This window comes from Xenorhabdus budapestensis (genome assembly GCF_017743015.1).
Lineage (GTDB): Bacteria > Pseudomonadota > Gammaproteobacteria > Enterobacterales > Enterobacteriaceae > Xenorhabdus > Xenorhabdus budapestensis.
In genome coordinates this window covers 1,065,143-1,087,161 of the sequence record NZ_CP072455.1, presented here as the reverse complement: position 1 = coordinate 1,087,161, position 22,019 = coordinate 1,065,143, and the positions used below count along the sequence as shown (strand labels likewise).

Annotated in this window: 15 protein-coding genes and 1 pseudogene; 6 read left to right on the top strand and 10 right to left on the bottom strand. The window is 42.7% G+C overall.

The features are described 5' to 3' along the window. Nucleotides 1–292: 292 nt before the first annotated feature. From HGO23_RS04935 to rlmD, 6 genes and pseudogenes are all read right to left on the bottom strand, one after another. Nucleotides 293–409 (bottom strand): annotated as a pseudogene (locus HGO23_RS04935) (IS1 family transposase); the annotation flags it as partial. A 215-nt stretch (nt 410–624) separates the two neighbouring features. Further along, on the bottom strand, nt 625–990 hold the full coding sequence (locus tag HGO23_RS04930; protein WP_099136098.1) for a LecA/PA-IL family lectin: 366 nt from the start codon (nt 988–990) through the stop codon (nt 625–627). 704 nt (nt 991–1,694) lie between these two features. After that, nucleotides 1,695–2,636, bottom strand: coding sequence for a homoserine O-acetyltransferase MetA (gene metA, locus HGO23_RS04925; protein WP_209028169.1), 942 nt, complete (start codon nt 2,634–2,636; stop codon nt 1,695–1,697). Nucleotides 2,637–2,991: 355 nt separating this feature from the next. Continuing rightward, entirely contained in the window at nt 2,992–3,792 is an 801-nt protein-coding gene (gene mazG, locus HGO23_RS04920; protein WP_209028168.1) for a nucleoside triphosphate pyrophosphohydrolase, read from the bottom strand. Between the two features lie 6 nt (nt 3,793–3,798). After that, nucleotides 3,799–6,036 (bottom strand): GTP diphosphokinase, encoded by a 2,238-nt coding sequence (relA, locus tag HGO23_RS04915; protein WP_099136101.1) that lies wholly within the window; start codon nt 6,034–6,036, stop codon nt 3,799–3,801. Between the two features lie 23 nt (nt 6,037–6,059). Beyond that, nucleotides 6,060–7,436, bottom strand: coding sequence for a 23S rRNA (uracil(1939)-C(5))-methyltransferase RlmD (gene rlmD / locus HGO23_RS04910; protein ID WP_209028167.1), 1,377 nt, complete (start codon nt 7,434–7,436; stop codon nt 6,060–6,062). Nucleotides 7,437–7,489: 53 nt separating this feature from the next. On the opposite strand from rlmD, the gene HGO23_RS04905 reads away from it, so the two are divergent. Then, nucleotides 7,490–9,838, top strand: coding sequence for an ATP-binding protein (locus HGO23_RS04905; RefSeq protein ID WP_209028166.1), 2,349 nt, complete (start codon nt 7,490–7,492; stop codon nt 9,836–9,838). On the opposite strand, the gene dgt is transcribed toward HGO23_RS04905, so the two are convergent. Then, the gene (dgt, locus tag HGO23_RS04900; protein ID WP_209028165.1) at nt 9,831–11,366 is read right to left on the bottom strand and encodes a dGTPase; all 1,536 of its coding nucleotides are present in this window, start codon (nt 11,364–11,366) and stop codon (nt 9,831–9,833) included. The genes HGO23_RS04905 and dgt overlap by 8 nt on opposite strands. 137 nt (nt 11,367–11,503) lie before the next feature. On the opposite strand from dgt, the gene mtnN reads away from it, so the two are divergent. The 4 genes from mtnN to btuF all read left to right on the top strand — a co-directional run bounded on the left by mtnN (nt 11,504) and on the right by btuF (nt 14,693). Further along, a complete protein-coding gene (mtnN, locus tag HGO23_RS04895) occupies nt 11,504–12,202 on the top strand; it encodes a 5'-methylthioadenosine/S-adenosylhomocysteine nucleosidase (protein ID WP_099136105.1) in 699 nt (232 codons plus the stop codon). 604 nt (nt 12,203–12,806) lie between these two features. Further along, complete coding sequence (locus HGO23_RS04890) at nt 12,807–13,115, top strand: hypothetical protein (RefSeq protein WP_209028164.1); 309 nt, start codon at nt 12,807–12,809, stop codon at nt 13,113–13,115. Between the two features lie 85 nt (nt 13,116–13,200). Then, nucleotides 13,201–13,509, top strand: coding sequence for a hypothetical protein (locus HGO23_RS04885; RefSeq protein ID WP_209028163.1), 309 nt, complete (start codon nt 13,201–13,203; stop codon nt 13,507–13,509). A 332-nt stretch (nt 13,510–13,841) separates the two neighbouring features. Next, the gene (gene btuF, locus HGO23_RS04880; RefSeq protein ID WP_209028162.1) at nt 13,842–14,693 is read left to right on the top strand and encodes a vitamin B12 ABC transporter substrate-binding protein BtuF; all 852 of its coding nucleotides are present in this window, start codon (nt 13,842–13,844) and stop codon (nt 14,691–14,693) included. 93 nt (nt 14,694–14,786) lie between these two features. On the opposite strand, the gene erpA is transcribed toward btuF, so the two are convergent. Continuing rightward, nucleotides 14,787–15,131: an iron-sulfur cluster insertion protein ErpA gene (gene erpA, locus HGO23_RS04875; RefSeq protein WP_047681311.1), complete on the bottom strand. Its 345-nt coding sequence runs from the start codon at nt 15,129–15,131 to the stop codon at nt 14,787–14,789. Nucleotides 15,132–15,411: 280 nt separating this feature from the next. On the opposite strand from erpA, the gene hemL reads away from it, so the two are divergent. Then, the gene (gene hemL, locus HGO23_RS04870; protein ID WP_099136109.1) at nt 15,412–16,695 is read left to right on the top strand and encodes a glutamate-1-semialdehyde 2,1-aminomutase; all 1,284 of its coding nucleotides are present in this window, start codon (nt 15,412–15,414) and stop codon (nt 16,693–16,695) included. 156 nt (nt 16,696–16,851) lie between these two features. On the opposite strand, the gene mrcB is transcribed toward hemL, so the two are convergent. Then, nucleotides 16,852–19,317, bottom strand: coding sequence for a bifunctional glycosyl transferase/transpeptidase (mrcB, locus tag HGO23_RS04865; RefSeq protein ID WP_209028161.1), 2,466 nt, complete (start codon nt 19,315–19,317; stop codon nt 16,852–16,854). 53 nt (nt 19,318–19,370) lie between these two features. Beyond that, nucleotides 19,371–21,899, bottom strand: coding sequence for an ATP-dependent helicase HrpB (hrpB, locus tag HGO23_RS04860; RefSeq protein ID WP_244967892.1), 2,529 nt, complete (start codon nt 21,897–21,899; stop codon nt 19,371–19,373). Nucleotides 21,900–22,019 lie beyond the last annotated feature (120 nt).

Sequence of the window (22,019 nt, the reverse complement as noted above, 5' to 3'; positions counted from 1 at the left end):
TCCATATAAGAGTAATCAATATAAAAAATAAATCAAAAACCATTTCCATTATTTTAAATAAATAAAAAAATAATATTAAAATCATTATCTTATATAAAATAAAAGAAAACAAAAACAGGGAATTGAATTCCAAAATAATCCACATGACATTGTTAAGCTTTTGTTATATATAAGAAATGGAAAAAATGGGGATCTGCTGGCAGAAAAACAGAAAATTAAAAAAATGAGAAATGACTCGCTTCAGTCAGTTCTCATTTCTCACAGTTTTAAACTGATTGGTAATGATTCCAATTTATTGATAATGAGGAATATTCAGATAATATCCAATGATTCTGTCATACATTTCTATGGATTTTGAAAAAAACAGAGTTTTGCGAGCCAGTCCTGCCAAATGCTGACGGAGAATTAAAAAACAATACATTATGAAAGTTTTCACTCCACTGCATTACTTTTTTCGATATTCTGAACAGGTATTATCTAACGTTTTAAATAACAGCCGTATCTAATTCACACAGGACGCAACAAAAAAGAATATTCGGGTTAATATGATATTAACGGAATGTTATTGATGGGTGAGTTATATGATAAACCCGCAGAAAGCTGCGGGTTAAATATTGAGATTATTTATTTTCTTTCTTCAAGAGGAGAATAACGTGACTCTATTTTAACGTTAACATAAAAGTCACCGGAATTATCTTTATGATGAGTATCTAAAAATAAAAGAGTTAATTCGCCATCTATGGGAACTGTCTTGTGGAGTACACCATTGCCAATTTCATAGGTCTTATCACCAATTTTTGCAACTAAAGCACCACCTGAAAGATTAGGAGGACGCCCTTGAGGAGCAGACCACAGATTCGGACGGTTGTCATTGGCAATTTTCACCCATCCTGAAGCAATGATAGATATTACATCTCCTTTTTGGAGTACAAGCCCTGTCGGTTGACCTTGCGCTAGTTTGCCGGGAACAGTTCCAGACCAATCATACATAGTATTACCTCCAATTATGTTTTTATAACTTCATGAAGGCGGGATACTTCTCCGCCTGTGAACATCAATAAACTGGTTCATCAATACTGGAGAATGTTTCTTGGGTTAGGGTGGCACAGAATGGCTGAGAGGACATCAATAAAATCCATTCCCATTGGTGATAAAATTTGGCAAAGATGCTTCCTCTTCGTCTTTTAACCCTTTGATTTAATTAACTTCCGTCTCTCTGACAGAATTAAGTAAGACGAGTGAAAACTTTCGCGTAACTTTTAGGAAACACTATAAATCTTTGATTAAACTTAATTATAGCAAATCGTTAGAATTAAAAAGCTCTTTAAAAACAAGATGATCTAAAACAGTGAGAAGCGCAGTGATTACCCGCTGCGTGTCGTTGGTTTGATGAGATGGCACTGTCGGTGATGTTATTGCGAAAAGATCAGGAGATCACGGTTACGGGAAAATCTTCTTACTGGCAGGGCTACCAGTTGGCTGCTACCTCAATCGCTTAATAGGTTCCGACGAATAGCGTCGCAACCTCTTCACAAGGTCGGAACGTTTGGCGTACTGACCAGCTCACTACCGACAATACTCGTTAGCAGCACTCTGTTGATGTTCTCATCTTGTGCTGTGTTTATATAGTTATGCAACTATCTGTGTATAAATAATTATATAAATACCAAAGAAAAATTAAATAAACATAAAATTTAATTATCTGAATTCATTAAAATTAAATCCTTTATGCTTAGATCATACGGTGTGATCTGGTATACATAGTAATTAAGCCAATTTGAAAATAATAAATGTCCGTGACTACGCCATGTTGCAACAGGCTTATTTTCTGGATCATTATTCGGAAAATAATTGGCCGGTAACACAGGTGCTAACCCAGCAATTTGATCACGCTGATATTCTGCTGCTAATGTTCCAACATCATATTCTGGATGCCCCGTGACAAATACCAACCTTTTATCTTTACTAGCAAACAAATAAACACCAGCTTCCTCTGAACTAGCCAAAATATCTAGATCTGTATGCTCACGAATAGCTGACTCCGGAAAATCAGCAAAACGTGAATGAGGAGCCCAAAATGATTCATCAAACCCTCTGGTCAATAGTGCAAAAGGATCCAGAATTGTATGAGAATAAACACCTGATAGTTTAATTGTTCGTGTATATTTAGGGAGGTTATAAAGAATGTTTAACGCGGCCTGAACGGCCCAACAAACGAAAAGTGTTGAAGTCACATGACACTTAGCCCAATTGATAATTTTTTCAATTTCTTGCCAATAAGTAACATCTTCAAATTTTACTAATCCCAAAGGAGCACCTGTTACGATCAAACCATCAAAATTTTGGTCTTTTATGGATTCAAAATCACAATAAAAATTATCCAAATGTTCTGCTGGCGTATTTTTACATTGGTGATTGTTTATTCGCAGCAACTGAATATCAATCTGTAACGGTGAATTGGACAATAGCCTGATAAATTGATTCTCCGTTTCTATCTTCTTTGGCATAAGATTCAACAACAATACCTTTAAGGGACGAATATCTTGAATATTCGCCCTTGTTGATGTCATGACAAAGATATTTTCATTGCGAAGAAAATTAACTGCTGGCAGTTCATCTGGTACACGAATTGGCATTGTCTAAACCTCAATTATTCCACATATATCCAGCCTTCTAGATAGCCAAATCTAACCTAAGTATGGGGATAATGTCGAGTTCTTGTGCGCAAATTGAAATTATTTCATTCTATGAAATAAGAAATAGTAATAAAAAACCAAACGCAAAAAAGCCATCCGGTTCACGAGTTCGTCAAGCGAGAGGGTTTCTGGCGGAAAAGTCTGGAGAGGGGATATTCTTAACATGGTGGCAAGCGCCGTTTGGTGAACAGAACTTGATTAAATCAAAGTGCCGAATAAAAAAACCACATTTTGTCAATAATCTGAAACCGCCTTTAAAGCGGTTTCAGTGTTATAACAAACATGTAATCTATCCCTAAATTTGCTGTTTTTTTACCCTCTGCCACATCGCTTCCATTTGATCCAATGTGGCAGTTTCCAATGACAATCCTTTATCATGAATCAATTTTTCAACATTGCGAAAACGGCTGTCAAATTTCTGACAAGCTTTTTGTAACACCATTTCAGGTTTATGCCCTAAATGACGGGAGAAATTGACGACTGCAAACAATAAATCGCCAAGTTCTTCCTCTACGCGCGCTTTATCCACAACAGCCTGTTTCACTTCATCCATAACCTCGTCGATCTCTTCATAAACTTTATCCAGAACGGGCCCGACGGTGTCCCAATCAAAACCAACGGAAGCACAGCGTTTTTGGATTTTATAGGCTTTCATCAATGCGGGCAGACTGGCAGGAATATCATCCAGTACGGAATGTTGATCTTTTTCCGCTCTTTCCGCAGTCTTGCGCTGTTCCCAGCTACCAATGGCCTCTTCACTGTTGATACCTGATTGTTGATTGAAGATATGAGGATGCCTGCGTTCTAGCTTGTCGCAAACCGCCTCGCAAATATCGTCGAAATCAAACAATTGCTGCTCTTTTCCCATCTGGGCATAAAAGACAATGTGAAACAACAAATCACCCAACTCTTCTTTCAGAGCATTGGTATCATTGCGCTCAATGGCATCAATGACTTCATAGGTTTCTTCCAGCGTGTACGGGGCAATAGTAGAAGAAGTTTGTACCTTATCCCATGGGCAACCATGTTGGGGATGGCGCAGTTGCGCCATAATTCCTTTAAGACGTTCAATCGAAGTTAAATTTATCTTATCCATATTTTTTTAATCACCGTGCAGGCGTCTGGCTTCAATTACATCAGACAGTTGGTTGAGTTTTGCCAGCACTCGCCCCAACACCTGTAAATTATAAATCTCAATGTTCATATCAATCGTAGCCAGTTGCTGCTTCACATCGCTGCGGCTACTGACACCGAGCACATTGACTTTCTCATTGGCGAGTATCGTAGTGATATCACGTAGTAATCCGCTACGGTCATTAGCAATTACCCGCACTACAAGAGAATAACCACTGGAGTAACTCTCTCCCCACACGGCATCCACCACCCGTTCTGGTGCACTGATTTCCAGCTCAGCCAATTGATCACAGCTTGCTCTGTGGATGGAAATTCCGCGTCCACGTGTAATAAACCCAACAATATCATCTCCAGGGATCGGCTGGCAGCAACGGGCAATATGGTGCATCAGATTGCCAACACCCTCTACGACAACCCGGCCATTGTCTTTTTGCATATTGCGCGGAGAGTATGTTTTGTTCTCCAGACTACGGAGTGCCTCACGATCTGCTTCTTCTGCCGTGGTTTTATTGAATTTGCTTTGCAGGAAATTCGCCAATTGGTGAATACGGATATCCCCCACACCGATACTAGCCAGAACTTCTTCCAACGAATTCACGTTATAGCGGGCAATAAGTTCTTTTTCGGCCTCTTTAAGCGTGACGCCTAAATGTGTCAGTTCATTGTCCAACATCTGGCGTCCGGCAATAATGTTCTTATCACGATCTTGCTTACGGAACCAGTTATGGATCTTCGCCCGTCCACGGCTGGTAGTGACATAGCCAAGGTTCGGATTCAGCCAGTCACGGCTTGGATTGGGATGTTTCTGGGTGATGATTTCAATCTGATCCCCCATCTGGAGCTGATAACTAAACGGCACAATCCTCCCGCCAATTTTCGCCCCAATGCAGCGATGACCGACATCGCTGTGAATATGATAAGCAAAATCCAGCGGGGTTGAACCAGTCGGTAAATCAATCACATCCCCTTTTGGTGTGAAAACATAAACACGATCATCAAATACCTGACTGCGGACTTCATCCAGCATCTCGCCGGTATCTGCCATTTCCTCCTGCCATGCGATTAGTTTCCGCAACCATGCAATCCGGCTTTCATAACTGCCTGATTTACCAACACCAATCGCTGTACCTTCTTTATATTTCCAGTGGGCGGCTACTCCAAGCTCAGAATCATCATGCATCTGACGGGTGCGGATTTGGATTTCAAGTGTTTTACCGTTTGGCCCCAGTACCACGGTATGGATTGATTGATAACCGTTTGGTTTCGGGTTAGCAACATAATCATCAAATTCATCCGGCAGATGACGATAGTGAGTATGTACTATCCCCAATGCTGCATAGCAATCCTGCAACCGTTCAACGACAATACGGACTGCACGCACATCAAACAGTTCATCAAAAGAGAGGGATTTTTTCTGCATCTTACGCCAGATGCTATAAATATGTTTAGGACGCCCGTAAATATCTGCGGAGATCCCTTCTTTGAGCATATACCGGCGTAAAGTCGTGACAAATTTTTTTATATATTGCTCACGATCAATTCTGCGTTCATGTAAAAGATTAGCTATTTTTTTATATTCATCAGGATGCAGGTAACGGAAGCAAAAATCTTCCAGCTCCCATTTTAACTGACCAATACCTAGCCGGTTGGCAAGAGGTGCATAGATATTGGAACACTCTTTTGCGACCAATACCCGTTCATCTTCACTGGCATCTTTTACTTCCCGCAAGTAGGCAATCCGCTCTGCCAATTTAATAACCACACAACGAAAATCTTCCACCATAGCCAGCAACATACGACGTACATTATCCACTTGTGTCGAGCAAGTGGAATCCGTATGAGTGGCTTTTAACTGGCGAATAGCATCCATTTCCAGCACACCATGCACCAGATCTGTGATGGATTTGCCAAAGGTTTCTGTCACTATTTCATTGCTGAGTATCTTGGCATCAAGAAAGGGAAAAAGCAGTGCTGCACGCATACTGTCATTATCCATACTCAATGTAGACAGGATTTCTACCATTTCAACACCGCGCCACAACAGTAGCTCTGCATTGGGATAATCCTGAACCCTCTCGTAACAGTAATGCCATGTTTCAGCTAATTTTTCACTGGATTGTGGATTAACAATGTTTAAACTCGCGATCCAATTATCGACAGCAAATTCACCTGCTGGTGTGATATGAGCACTTCTTACCGCAACCATAATTTCTCCCTACTCGATGGTCATCAGCTCACGGCAGAGCAGAACAGTGCCATGGACTCTAGATGACCAGTGTGCGGAAACATATCCAGCATCCGCACACTAACAAGATGATAACCGGCCTCTAGCAAAACTTTGCTGTCCCGCGCCAAAGTTGTGGGATTACAAGAAACGTAAACCACTTTTTCAGGGGCCAGTTTTACTATATGTGACATGACGCCCGCAGCACCGGTGCGGGCAGGATCCAACAATACTTTATTGAACCCCTGCGCAGCCCAAGGCTGCTGGTGAATATCTGATTCCAGATTTTCGTGGAAAAAACTGACGTTATTAAGTCCATTTAGCCGAGCATTATACTGCCCACTTGCAACTAATGCCGCAACTCCTTCCACACCGACAACTGCCTGTACTTTAGTAGCTATCGGCAGTGTAAAGTTCCCCATTCCGCAGAAAAGATCTAATACCCGGTCGTCTGGCTGTAAATCCAGCCATGACAGAGCCTGAGCCACCATTTTTTGGTTAACTTCATCATTAACCTGAATAAAATCCCGCGGACTGAAAACCAACTTCAAACCACCCACCTGATACCACGGCTCAGATTGTCCTTCCGCTAAATGTTCAGGAGAGAGAGATTCTGGAGACCATGCTCCAAGAAACAACCGCTCAAGGGATTTTTCATCGCCAGCCAGATAAATCGCTACCTTATACTGCTCAGAAAAAATGCGCAGTGTGTCTCTGTCTTCATGCTTTATGAGGTCAAGATGACGCAAAACAACTAATGGGCCATTATTCGCCAAAACTAATTCAACATGCCCCAGTCGCTTAACTGCTTTCAGGCTGTTTAAACATTGAGACAATGGCTGTAACAATTTTTCCAGCTCAGAGTGCATTACCGGACAATGTTTAACATCCACCAAATCGTTGGACTGGCTCTGACGAAAGCCCATCAATAACTTACGTTGTTTGACTTGATATTGCAGACCGAGCCTTGCCCGACGCCGATACCCGTATTCCGGGCTGTGGATAATGGGCTGAGCACTGATACTGACCCCTGTTTCCCGCTGGATCAGATGTTCAAGCACATCGGCTTTAGTTTTAGCTTGTAATTCAACAGCAACATGTTGCTGTTGACAACCTCCACACACCTTGAAATGCGGGCAGCGCGGATCCACACGAAATGGGCTGTCTGATAACCGTTTTACTACCTTAGCTTTAGCAAACTGGCGTTTTTCTTCTGTCAATTGGATTTGTGCCTGCTCACCGGGCAATAGCCCCGGGATAAAAATCGTTTTTCCTTGATGATGACGGGCAATACCCTGCCCTTGAGCATCAAGATTATCTGCGGTAACTGAAATAATACCTAGGTTTACGGAGCGGCGGTTTGGGGAGTAAAATTGCACCATGATTCTGACTGACTTTGAAAAATTGAGTTTTGATTTTCCCACAATGGACGCTTATGACCAAATATAGCCTACGCACCCGTATGATGAGCCTGATTTTGGTTCCTGTTCTACTGGTCGGAACGCTTGTGAGTATATCATTTATCTCATACCGCTATTATGAGTTGAAGAGCCTGATAGTCCGTAGTGGGATCAGCATTATTGAACCTTTATCCATTGCCAGTGAGGTAGGGATAAATCTGGATAACAGTAAGCGCGTAAAATCATTGATAAATAGCCTTCATCACCGCAATTCCGAAATCGTTATGGCTATTGCAATTTTCGATGAACATCATAAATTATTCGAAATTTCCAATGATAAATATGATGTCGATCTGCTGCGCCTCAGGCCAAATGACCCTATACCGACAACACTGACTAAAGAGGAAGATAGTAACAGTATTGTCCTGAAAATGCCGATTATCTCGGAAACCAGCTCTTCTCAGGAGGAGCGCAATGCTATCAACAATGCAACTCCTATCGGTTATATTGCCATTGATCTGGATTTACGGGCTGCCCAGCTTCAGCAATACAAAGAAATCGCAACATCTATCATTCTGCTGATCCTTTGCCTTGGAGGCACTGCGCTGTTTGCCCACATTTTGGTACGTAAGGTGACAGAACCCCTGGATTGTATGGTGAAAGCGGTTAACCGTATCCGTCAGGGGCAGTTAGACACGCGAATCACGGGTGCCATGCCGGGAGAATTGTCTGCACTCCAGAACGGGATCAATACGGTGGCAAAATCCCTGTTAAAGTATAAAGATGAAATGCAGCTGCATATCGATCAAGCCACTTCTGACCTGCAAATTACGATGGAGCAGTTGGAAATCCAAAATGTTGAGCTGACTATTGCCAAGAAACGGGCACAAGAAGCGGTCAGGATCAAAACAGAATTTCTGGCGAATATGTCCCACGAATTACGCACGCCACTCAACGGCGTTATTGGATTTACCCGCCAGATGTTGAAAACATCAATAACATCCCAACAGGCTGAATATCTTTATGTCATTGAACGTTCAGCTAATAATCTGCTGAAAATTATCAATGACATTCTGGATTTTTCACGTCTGGAGTCCAATAAACTGGTATTGGATCAGGTTCCTTTTCTGCTGCGTGACACCGTCAACGAAGTTATCGAATTGCTGGCACCTTCTGCCAATGTGAAAAATCTTCCTCTGTATCATTACATTGATGACAAGTTGCCAAATCTGATGATTGGTGATCCCATGCGCTTGCAGCAAATACTCACTAACTTAATTGGCAATGCCATAAAATTCACGGATAAAGGCAGTATTACGCTGGAAATCAAACTGCGTCAGCAGAGACACCATATGGTACACATTGATTTTACCGTGACCGATACCGGCATCGGTATTAAATCAGAATATCGCCCTATTCTGTTTCAGGCGTTCAATCAGGCTGATGCGAGTATCACCCGCCATTATGGTGGTACTGGGTTAGGATTGAGTATCACCAAAAAACTGGTGAATGAAATGAACGGAGAAATCGATTTTACCAGCGAGCCAACTAAAGGGACGGTATTTTATTTTGATATCTGGCTGGAAAAAGAAGATATCCTGTCGGGCTTTTTGCCAGAACGTTTGCCTCAGCCTCCTGTGCTCCCCCGTTTGTCCATGACAGTAATGGCAGTAGATGATAACCCGGCCAATTTGAAATTAATTGGCACACTCTTAAATGAGCAAGTGGAAAACACCATTTTATGCAGTAGTGGTATGGAAGCCCTGCAAATGGCGGAGAAACACCCATTAGACCTCATTCTGATGGATATTCAAATGGCAGATATGGATGGCATTCAAACTTCAGAACAGATCCATCAACTACCTGAGCATAAACAGACACCGATTATTGCTGTCACTGCTTTTCCCTGTGATGAAACTCGCAACAGAGTCCATTCACCTTTTACCGACTGTCTGTCTAAACCATTGGATGAAGTTCGCTTAAAAGCCCTGCTGAATCAATACAGCCTGACAAAAAAGCCACAAGCTATCGATTGGCGGCTGGCCTTACAGCAAACGGCCGGAAAAGAATCATTAGCGAGGGAAATGTTGGAGATGTTCGTGCAATCTCTGCCAGAAATGAAGACTATGATTGAGCAGGTTTTAACTTCAGAGGGTGAATCCCATCGCAAACAATTTGCTCATCACGTTCATAAATTACATGGTAGCTGTTGCTACAACGGTGTCCCCAAGCTAAAAGCGATTTGTGAACTTATTGAAAAGCAGTTGAAACAGGAGACTCCACTGGCCGATTTAGAGCCAGAATTGCTGGAGTTCATTGACGAGATCAACCACATTATTGCGGCAGCTCCTGATATATTAAGAACTGCCAAGATACTTACTTAGATACCATAAACTTACGATATTCCTCGTAAGCATAATGGTCTGTCATACCACTGATGTAATCCTGAATAAGACGAGCACGATAGTAAAATTCGAGCACATCTTTCTCAGCTTCATCAATGGCGGTGATCCCCTCCACTGCCTCGTTATAAGCCAGCCGATGTTTGTTAGAAAGTTTGTGCAACAAGCGCGTTTCAATAAAATATTTTTTGTGGAAATTATTTCGGTGTAACTCCAGAAAATCCTGTCGTGATAATTCCAGCAATGGGCTATATACATTCAACAAGCCAGTAATAATTCGGTAGCCCTGCAACTCCAGCTCTTCCACTTCCGGGTGATTAAATACCCGCTTCCGCGTAACGCTTTTTAATGTGCTTAACAAACGGTGCTCTTCGCCGTTAGCTTCCAGCAAAGCCTGATTGAAAGTTCCTGCGTAAATTTCAGGCAGATGATCAATAAAACGTTGAGCTGTATAGGGAACTAGCCGCCCTGTAATAAACACACGCAGATACATAAAAAACTGTTCATGAATATTACGGCGGGCTTCATTATTGGTTGTTTTTTTATAAGCCTGAGTAACTGTGAATTCAAACAGATCACCTTTTCTGTGACCTCCATTTTCCTCCCACTCCTGTTTCAAATATCCCACCAATTGCTCAACATTGAAAATACCCTTTTCAACAGCATCATCCAGATCTGCAATACAATAAGAGATATCATCTGCGGCCTCCATAATATATGTCAGTGGAAAACGGCAGAATTCCTCTAATTGCAGCTCTTCTTTTAATTCACCGATAAAACTGTCTTCTGACCAGTAATAACCTTTTTTCTTCATCAGATAACTGAATTCTGCCGGAGATTCTTCAAGGCGGTAGGCCGGGCAGGTGTATTTCAGAATACAGCCGATTTGGGCATAAGTCAGATTCAGTTTAAGCAGACTATGCGCCAGCCGGATAGCCTGGGCATTACCTTCAAACTGGCATAGATCCATACGTAATTGGCGACGGAACAGATCTTTTTCCTCTTCACCACATAAACGTAACGCTGCGACCTGACATTTATCTTGTCGATTGGCATGTTCAGCGGACTCAGGCAAATATTCAGGATCGAGCCGACGGGAAAACCAATCCTTAATTGCCGCTTCACCAAAATGACCAAATGGGGGATTGCCGATATCGTGCATCAAACAGGCCATCTCAATCAGGCTTTCAAAAGCAATTAAACGCTCATTCAGGCCATATTTTTCCAATAAATTCTGTTTTGCCAATTCTGCAATAATAGTTTTTGAGATATAACGGCCAATCTGCTGGACTTCCAATGAATGGGTTAATCGACTGCGCACGGCTGCATTACGTTCCAATGGAAACACTTGGGTTTTCTGCTGCAAGCGCCGAATGGCTGCTGAATTGATGATCCGCCCGCGATCACTTTCAAACTGACGATTTACCTGATCTTCATCGGCAGAATGTATGGAAGAGTGTCTATATTTACGCTGGAAATTCAATTTTTGCTTGAAATCAATCTTAGGCATCAATCCCCCCATACCGAATAATACGATTATTTATGGCCGGAATATCCGGCAAACAGTTATTCAATGATACACTTCGGTTTAAATCAGGCCTATTCTGGTAGGCGCAACCCATTAATAACAAAAGTGAGTATGACACAATGAAAGTAGGTGTAATAGGTGCAATGGAACAAGAAGTGACTTTGTTACGTGACCAAATTGACGGTCTGCAAACATTGTCACGGGGTGGCTGTGAGATCTATACCGGTAAGCTGAATGGTGTTGACATCGCTTTGCTGAAATCCGGTATCGGTAAAGTCTCTGCCGCACTGGGAACCACCTTGTTGATTGAACACTGCCAGCCGGATATTGTGATTAATACCGGTTCCTCAGGCGGCCTTGATCCTAAACTGAAAGTGGGAGATATCGTAGTGTCTGAAGAAGTACGTTACCACGATGCGGATCTCACCGCCTTTGGTTATGAGCCGGGTCAAATGGCACAATGCCCTCCCGCTTTTATTGCTGATGATCAATTAATTTCTTTAGCCGAAAAATGTATCCAGTCCCTTAATCTGAACGCAGTTCGTGGTCTGGTATGTAGCGGCGATGCCTTTATCAATGGCTCTGAGCCATTAGCGCGTATCCGGGCTACTTTCCCGAAAGTCGCTGCGGTTGAAATGGAAGCAGCAGCCATTGGTCACGTTTGTCACCAATATAAAGTGCCTTTCGTTGTGGTTCGCGCTATCTCTGACGTTGCGGATCAGGAATCTCACATTAGCTTTGATGAGTTTCTAGTTGTTGCGGCACAGGAATCCACCCGGATGATCAATGCAATGCTGACTGAACTCAGTAAACAATAACCGATTAGAGCCTAATGGAATAGGCTCTAATATCTCCCTCTGTTTTTTTCTATCCACCTGAAATCCCGATTTATCATCGGAATTAATAGTAATTAAGAACTATAAGATGTTGATATCATTTCTATCATTCATCTACTCCCCCCAATATTAGACTTATGATGAATATTTGACAGTTCTCTTTCCAAATATTTTATTCCATCTTATTTGCACTTAACTTCATATTATTTACTGAATTCTTTATTAACTTTATATAGGGATAGAGCAACGTATTAACATTACTCGACAATAATAAATTTATAGCATCTGACGCCTTTGCTGAAAGCATTTTATTTTTGATATTCATTATTTAATACTGTTCAATCCATTACTATTGTTATATTGTTACTATTGTATATATTAGCCTGTCTGATTGCTTTTATTGCTACCTGTTAAGTTTGCCTGAATAGGGGAGAGAGGTATCGATATATTACTTATGTAATAAATATTAAGGTGATAAGTTCATGCTATTTGAATGAAGTTTCTATACATTAGTGTTTCTATCATTTTTTTCATGATAAAACTCGTTTTATTTCTCTAATATATATGATATTGATAGAGGTTCAATATGAATAAAGATACAATGGATTATAATGACACTGATGAACCATATTATGGCCCATTTACAGTAGATGGAAATGTTATTTATCTAGATGTTGCAGCACCTAATATAGATAATATATATGTTACTATAGAAAATCTAGATACAAGAAAAACTATTCATGATGCTCAATTAACCGACGGTATAAATGGGGTAGTTGGATCTAAATTACTTTCAGTTTTAAAAATGGCTTTTGTATATGATAAGAAAGTGAGAGTGATGGGGTATGCAGATAAGAGAGGACTCTTTATAGAATCGGTAATTATATTTAAATGATAAAGTAGAGTTAACTAACTGCTTTTTTTACATAAAAAATAAATTTTAATCTTGTTAAAAGATATAATATATAGAGGAATTAAAAATGAATAAAAATGAAAAATATTCTAATAATTTTGAAGAGCAGAAGAGTTCAGTTACTGGGTATGTTGCTGCCCTTCATGTTGCATCTCCTGTTGCAAGTAATATATCTGTTAGAATAGTTGATGAATATGGCGATATATTACTTGAGGATGGTCTACTAACCTATGGAATAGAGTCAAGTCCTGGTGATCAATTATTAAAAGTTTTAGAATTAGCATTAGTACATAATAAAATAGTGAAGGTAACTAAACATATTCATGAAGGAACAATTTTTATAGATCATATAGCGTTGATCAGAGATTTAAGTTAATAAAAACACCTACTAAAGTAATCCTCTGAGTCACGGGGATTATTTTTAAAACCAGTAAACGGGAGGTGATCATATATATTTTTTAATTTAATACCTAATTACCCTAAAAATAGGTTCTGTGTTAGATAGTTAGATTACTTATTAAAAATAGTATTTATGCCTGATGAAACCCTCTATATCCTATGAATCTCAAAATTCAGTGGTTGCACCACGAAATCTATAGTCATCTTCTTTATTTGTAACATTGATTACAGCAATGTCACTATTGCCACCGACGAGAAAATCTGCTTACAGAGCAATTAGAGCTGTAATACTAACATGGAGCATTAATAATGAAATCATTTTGGAAAAATGCCTCTCATCGCTCTACCTTGATAGCATTTTCATTTCTTCTATATAATTTTTTATGCATTTTCAGTACTCCACTTTATGCGGCTGCATCCCGTGTTATCAGCCTTGCTCCTTCCACAACTGAGCTTGCATATGCGGCGGGAATGGGCGACCAGCTTGTCGCAGTCAGTGCTTACTCCGATTATCCTGAAGCTGCGAAAAAACTCGAGCAAGTCGCAGACTGGCAAGGCATCAATGTTGAAAGGATCATAGCCCTGAAACCTGATTTAATTCTGGCATGGCGAGGAGGTAACCCCCAACGGCCATTAGAGCAACTCGCTGCTTTAGGCATTCCGATTTTTTATTCTGATGTGAAAAAAGTAGAGGATGTTGCAACGGAGTTGGAACGTTTGGCAACTTACAGCCCACATCCTGACGTTGCCCAAAAATCTGCTGCGGAGATTCGACAGAAATTCAGTCGATTAAAGCAAACTTATACCAGTTCAAATCCTAAATCCGTATTTATCCAATTTGGCATGAATCCGATTTTTACCTCATCACGCCATACTATTCAGAGTGAAATTGTTTCCGTATGCGGAGGAAGAAATATATTTGCCGATAGCCCTGTTCCGTGGCCTCAAGTTAATCGTGAACAAGTTCTTGTCCGTAAACCAGAAGTCATTGTAATGGGTGGAACTGAAGAACAAAAGCAGAAAGTCGCAGAATTTTGGCAGCCACAATTAAACACCAGAATTATTATTCTTAACGATGATTGGTTCAGCCGCGCCGGGCCGAGGATTATTTTAGCGGCAGAGCAATTGTGTCAACAGTTAAACGATGTTGAACGGAGTTGAGCGATAAACAACGGGACAAGGCTAATGACAATAAATATGAGGACAATATTTTCATTGCCCTCATATTCTGGATTTGATGAATAAATAGTGAAATCAGATGCTAAAAGAAGAACCACAACCGCAAGTGGTTTTTGCATTCGGGTTGGTGACAATAAAGCGAGAACCTTCCAACCCTTCGGTATAATCGACACTACCACCTACCAGATATTGCAGGCTCATCGGATCAACTACCAGCTCAACACCTTGTTTCTGAATTGTTAAATCACCTTCGTTGATTTGGTCATCGAAAGTGAAACCATACTGGAAACCGCTACAACCACCACCTGTAATATAGACCCGCAAACGCAGGTTCGGGTTATCTTCATCTGCAACCAATACCTTAACTTTGTTGGCTGCGGCATCAGTAAACTGCAAAGGTAGTGCAGCATCATCGCTCATATTTTTACTCCAGTCCGGTTTTCCGGTAAAAGTTCTCGGAAAGTTGTTGTATACCCAATAGAAAGGGTATAAACCTTCTGATCAGTTAACGGTGATTATCTAATACCTGACTGATTCGTTCAAGTTTTTGCCATATATACCCTATGGATTTCAAGATGACGGGTATACACGATGTACCCCCACTCTATTCTTATGAGTTGGTCTTATGATTTGGCTTACCTATTAGGGTCATTTAAAATGGCGGCTTCATATACCCGTCGTCTTTCAGGAGCATTTATTAATGAGCCAGTCCGAAACACTTTACTCTCAGGCAAAACATGTCATCCCCGGTGGTGTTAACTCTCCGGTACGTGCTTTTAACGGCGTTGGCGGTACACCTGTTTTTATCCAACGTGCCGATGGTGCCTATCTTTATGATGTCGATGGTAACGCCTATATCGATTATGTCGGTTCATGGGGGCCGATGGTTCTCGGACATAACCACTCAGCCATTCGTAATGCTGTCATTGAAGCCGCTGAACGTGGTCTAAGCTTTGGTGCCCCAACGGCTGCCGAAGTAGAAATGGCCAAACTAGTGACAGAACTCGTTCCCTCCATGGATATGGTTCGCATGGTGAACTCAGGTACAGAAGCGACCATGAGCGCCATTCGTCTGGCACGAGGCTATACTCAGCGCGATAAGATCATCAAATTCGAAGGTTGCTATCACGGTCACGCAGACTGTTTGCTGGTAAAAGCCGGCTCTGGCGCTCTGACCATCGGGCAACCAAATTCACCGGGAGTTCCTGCCGACTTTGCCAAACATACTCTGACCTGTATCTACAATGATCTGAATTCAGTACGCACAGCCTTCAAAAAATACCCGGAAGAAATTGCCTGTATTATCGTCGAACCTGTCGCCGGGAATATGAACTGTATTCCTCCACAGCCGGAATTTTTACCGGGACTACGTAAACTGTGTGATGAATTCGGTGCTTTACTGATTATTGATGAAGTTATGACAGGTTTCCGTGTTGCTTTGGGTGGAGCACAAGAATATTACAGTGTTGAGCCTGACCTCACCTCTCTTGGAAAAATTATCGGTGGCGGCATGCCTGTAGGTGCGTTCGGCGGCCGTCAGGAAATTATGGAAAAACTGGCACCAACCGGCCCGATTTATCAAGCCGGAACGCTTTCCGGTAATCCTATCGCGATGGCAGCCGGTCTGGCATGTCTGAAAGAAGTTGCCCAGGTTGGTGTTCATCAGCGTCTGAGTGAACTGACTGACAAATTGGCGACGGGATTGAAAAACGCAGCATCAGACGCGGGTATTCCTCTGGTTATTAACCACGTCGGCGGCATGTTTGGTATTTTCTTTACTGACGCAAAAAGCGTTACCTGCTATCAGGATGTAATGAAATGTGATGTTGAACGCTTTAAGACCTTCTTCCATTTAATGCTGGATGAAGGCGTCTATCTGGCTCCATCCGCATTTGAAGCGGGCTTTATGTCCATCGCTCACTCAGATGAGGACATTCAGCGTACCGTTGATGCAGCAGCTCGTTGTTTTGTTAAATTGAAATAATCTATTTCCTCCATAACACTACAATAATATTGTGGTGTTATGGATTACTGCTTACACCAAAACCCATACCGCTTAAATTGCAGACATTATCGCCAATACGCCCAGCAGGACTTCTCAAGAGTGGGGAATTGCATTTTAAAACTGCTTACTTACAGGTTACTGCCCAAACATCTCACGCAACCAGCCCGGAGCCTCTTCTTTACCTTCCTCAATTGGCTGCTGCACAGATTGTAAACATAAAGCCTGTGGATCATCTGTCCAAACTGGTAAGATCCTGATGCCACCTCCGGCACAATTAAAAGAGCCATCTTCGTTGACTGATATATCCACAATACCTTCTGGTGGCTGGTTATTCAGTATCAGGGGAGCCTCATTCGCCAGATAACGATCGTAAATCTTCAGCGCTCCTGTTGCTCCTGTCAGATTGGTCGGGCCGTTGTTATCACGACCAGCCCAGACAATCGCGACTTCTTTACCATCGATTCCGGCAAACCATGTATCACGCAAATCATTGGTCGTTCCCGTTTTCCCCGCCAGATTATATTTGCCATATTTTCCGATCAGTGAACGGCCCGTTCCCCGCGCAATAACCTGCTGCATACCATATAACGTTAAATAAGCTGCTTGGGCAGGTACAGCCCTTTCCGCCTGAGGATAGCTTTGGTAAACCACGGTGCCACCCTCAGCAATGATAGAGCGTAATGCAGAAAGTTTGGCACGATTTCCTCCACTGGCAATGGTTTGAAACTCCTGGGCCATTTCCATTGGTGTCAAGTTGATAGCCCCTAGCAGCATAGCTGGCACCTTCTGGATCTCTTTAGCCGGAATACCAAGTGAAACCAAAGTATTGGCAATATGATCTAACCCCACATCCATCCCCAAATTGATAGTCGGGATATTTATTGAACGTGCCAACGCATCTATTAACATAGCTCGTCCACTGAAAGTGCGGCTAAAGTTTCTCGGCTCCCACGGTTTCCCACCAGCCTGAGGTATTGAGATAGGTTCATCCGCCAGCCAGGTATTCAAACGATATTTATCAGGTTCACTCAATGCGGTCAGGTAAGTTGCAGGCTTAGCAAGCGAACCAATTAAGCGACGAGCATCCATCGCACGGTTAAAACCCGCATATTGTGGCTGCGAACCACCAACCATCGCCCGGACTTCACCACTGAAACGATCAACAACGACCATAGCACCTTCTAAATCAGGCACCTTGCGCGATTTGCGTAGATCAGCAACACCTTGTTCTATTGCTTTCTCCGCAGCATCTTGTGCAACCGGATCTAACGTAGTAAAGATTTTTACACCGGATAAATCATTAACTTTATCACCCAGCTTTTCCTGTAATTCCTGACGCACCATCTGCATAAATGCCGGTTGTGGCGTTATCACCCCGCTTTTCGGTTTTACGCCAAGTGGACGAGCACTCAGCAGATCATACAGTTCCTGATCGATAACTTTTCGGTTCTGGAGGATTTTCAATACGATGTTGCGACGTTCCAGAGCATCTTTAGGATTACGCCACGGGTTATACTTAGAAGCCCCTTTGACCATACCCACCAACAACGCTTGCTGATCCAGACTCAGTTCATCAATCGGTCGCCCAAAATAGTAAAGACTCGCCAATGGGAAGCCACGGATCTGTTCATCACCACTTTGTCCCAGATAGACTTCGTTCAGATAGAGTTCAAGAATGCGATCCTTGCTGTAGCGCGCATCCAACAATAATGCCATGTACGCTTCATTTATTTTACGGCTCAGGGTACGTTCACTAGAAAGGAATAAGTTTTTCACCAATTGCTGGGTTAAAGTACTGCCTCCCTGAACTGCACGGCCTGCCAGCAGGTTTGCTAATGCTGCACGGATAATCGAAAGTGGCCGTACCCCATCATGTTCATAAAAATAGCGGTCTTCCGTTTCTAACAGAGTCTGAATCAACAAATCAGGAAAACCGGAACGTGGGACAAACAGCCTTTGTTCCCCATTCGCGGATTGCATCATTGTGATCAATTTTGGGTCTAGGCGGAAGAAACCAAACTGACGGTGGTTTTCCATGTTTTCAATGCTGGCCAAATGATTGTCATTGAAAGTTAAACGAGCCTGAATTTGCCCCTCTTTACCATCAGGAAAATCAAAAGGCCGACGCAACATTTCAATACCATTGCCCCTGACCACAAACTCACCTGCGCGGGTTATTTTAGTCACCTGCCGATACTGCATACCTTCCAATAACCGAACCATTTCAGCCTTACTGTAATTCATGCCCGGCTCAAGGTTTACCATACGGCCATATACCGCAGCAGGAAGATCCCAAACTTTGCCATCAATGCGATGGCGAATTTTTTTATCCAGATAAAAACCATATATAACAATGAGTACTGTCAACACAATAAAGATTTTCAATAGCAGCAGCCAGACCCATTTTCCCCGCCTTTTTACCTGCGAGGATTTGTTCCCTTTTTTCGTCATGACTTCATCCTCATCGTCGTTATCATTTTCGCCTTCAAAATCATCATAGTCATAATCATCCCGTCGATGACGTTTATTCGCCTGATGCCCACGACGATGTCCCGATTTTTTACCCTTACGTCCGATTGGCTGACGATCATCATCAGACATACCGAATTCTCCAATTGTTCATGAAACGTATAAATATGAATTTATTCAAATGATTACATATATTTTTTCACGCGCCTCGTCGGCGCTGCATTAGCAGGATCATCTGGCCATAAATGCTTGGGATAACGCCCTTTCATCTCTTTTTGTACCTCTCGATAAGCTCCCCGCCAAAATGCCGCGAGATCTTGGGTGATCTGTAATGGACGATGAGCCGGAGACAACAACTCAACAACGACAGGAATTCGCCCTTTCGCCAAAACCGGATTTTGCTGCTCGCCGTACATTTCCTGCATTCTGACTGACAATACGGGTGGCTTATCGTAGAAATATTCAACGCTGATCCGGCTTCCAGTTGGCACAGTGTAATTAGTAGGCAATTCATTATCCAGTATTTGCCGCTGCTGCCAATCAAGAAGAGTCACAAGAGCTGATGACAGCTCAACTTGTCGCAATCTCTTCAAATCTTGCACATGTTCCATTTCCAGTGCAGATTGCAGCCACTGGTCAAGAGAATCCAGTAAAGCATCATCATCAACAGCAGGCCATTCAATTTCCGGCAGCCATTCTGCTGCCCGTTGCAAACGAATTCGCAACTGCGATGCTTCCTGTGACCAAGTCAGAGCCGCCAGTCCCTCCTGCCGGACCCAATTTAGCAGGGCTTCCTGCAATTCAGTCACAGAAGGTTTTGCCAAAGGCTGTGCCTTAACCGTCAAACGTCCACATTTCAGCCGTTTCCATGCACGCAGCGTTCCCTTATTATCATCCCATTCAATAGCTGTCTGTTCTGTAAACAAAGCAGGATATTGCCTGATTATTTGTTCAATATTCAACGGACAGGCAAGCAGAATGCGTGCATCCGGTGTTTTGCTACCTTGCTGCAATGTCGGTGCTACCAGCCATGTTTCACCTGAAAGCGACTCTTCCCGCGCCAGTACAGCACCCAAGCCGGTAGCAAGTTGAAAACGCCCAAGGTTGTCACGATTTTTCGCAATTCTATCAGGAAACCCCTGCACCAATAACTCAGGCACATACTCCAGATTAATACTGTTAGAATCCGCAACAGTATAATCTGCCAGGCTCCTGACCAGATTTCTAAATAGTTGTTTTGCCCGTTGCTGCCAATGAGACTGATTGGAAGTAAGACAATGGGTGAGATCCGGTTGCCCCCATCGTGGCGGCTCCTCAAGGATCGCGACCAGTTTTGCTGCTGTTGCCAGTACTTCCCCTGTCGATTCTTTCTCCGCACATGATCCTTTACCTAAACACCATTCTCTTGCCAGACATAAAATAGCGGCCAAACGAGGCTCGCAACCGGATTCGGTCATTCGCCAACCACGGGCAGTTAATTGTTGCTTGTCATCCAGTGCTCCCAATCGAGTAAGTAGAGATTGGGCAACAGTCAGGACGGCTTGTGGTGGATTGTCTAACCAATGTAACTGGCTACTATCACGACACCCCCACTGCAATAAAGAAAGCAGCAAATTGCTCAAATCTGAGTGCAGAATTTCCGGTTCACTGTGCTCTGTAGCACGCTCAGCCTGCTCTTGACTAAATAAATGCCAACACACGCCAGCTTCCAACCTGCCTGCTCGACCAGCCCGTTGAATCATTGATGCCTGACTAATGCGTTGGGTAATCAAACGGGTTAAGCCGCTCTTCGGTTCAAATCGGCTGGTACGTTCCAGACCACTGTCCACCACCAGACGAATTCCCTCAATCGTCAGACTGGTTTCTGCAATGTTAGTCGCCAGTACCACCTTACGCATTCCTGCCGGAGCGGGCGCTATTGCTTTGCGCTGTTCTGCTAGTGATAAAGCTCCGTATAGTGGGCACAATAATATATCGTTATTAACCTTGCCCTCCAACTGAGCCAATACACGCTGAATTTCACCCATTCCGGGTAAAAATAGCAGTAAGGAGCCTGTCTCCTGCTGCAATAAACGTAATACTACGGAAACTACTGCTTGTTCAAAAGGCAGATGGGCAGGGAGTGGCTGGTAACTTCTCACCACTGGATAACTGCGGCCTTCTGATACAACCACAGGTGCTTCAGGTAACAGAGAAGAAAGGCGCTGATTATCCAGCGTGGCTGACATGACCAAAATACGCAAATCATCGCGCAACCCTTCCTGCACATCCAGCAACAGAGCCAGCGCAAGATCGGCCTGTAAGCTGCGTTCGTGAAATTCATCAAGAATGACGAGAGAGACATCACTCAATTCAGGATCTTGTTGCAGCATCCGGGTCAAAATGCCTTCAGTCACCACTTCAAGGCGTGTGGAGACACTAACTTTAGTCTCCGAACGCATTCGGTAACCTACCGTCATACCTACTGGTTCATTCAATTGCTCTGCCAGACGTTCAGCAACACTACGTGCAGCAATACGCCGTGGTTCCAACATAATGATACGTCCGCTAAACCGGGTATTATTCAGGATTGCCAGCGGTAATCCTGTTGATTTTCCTGCGCCTGTCGGAGCATGTAATAAAACCTGTTTCGAGGTTTCCAACTGAGTTATGACAGAGTCTACAACGTCATAAATAGGTAATAACAAAGGTTCACCATAGCGATTAACTTTCAAGGGCTGTCATTGTAGCATTGGCGATTTTAATTTCAGTTCACGTTTAATTTCATCTTCATGTTTAATTTTAGTTCATGCTCAAGTTACTTCATGCAAATGACTTAATGATAGTGAACCTGT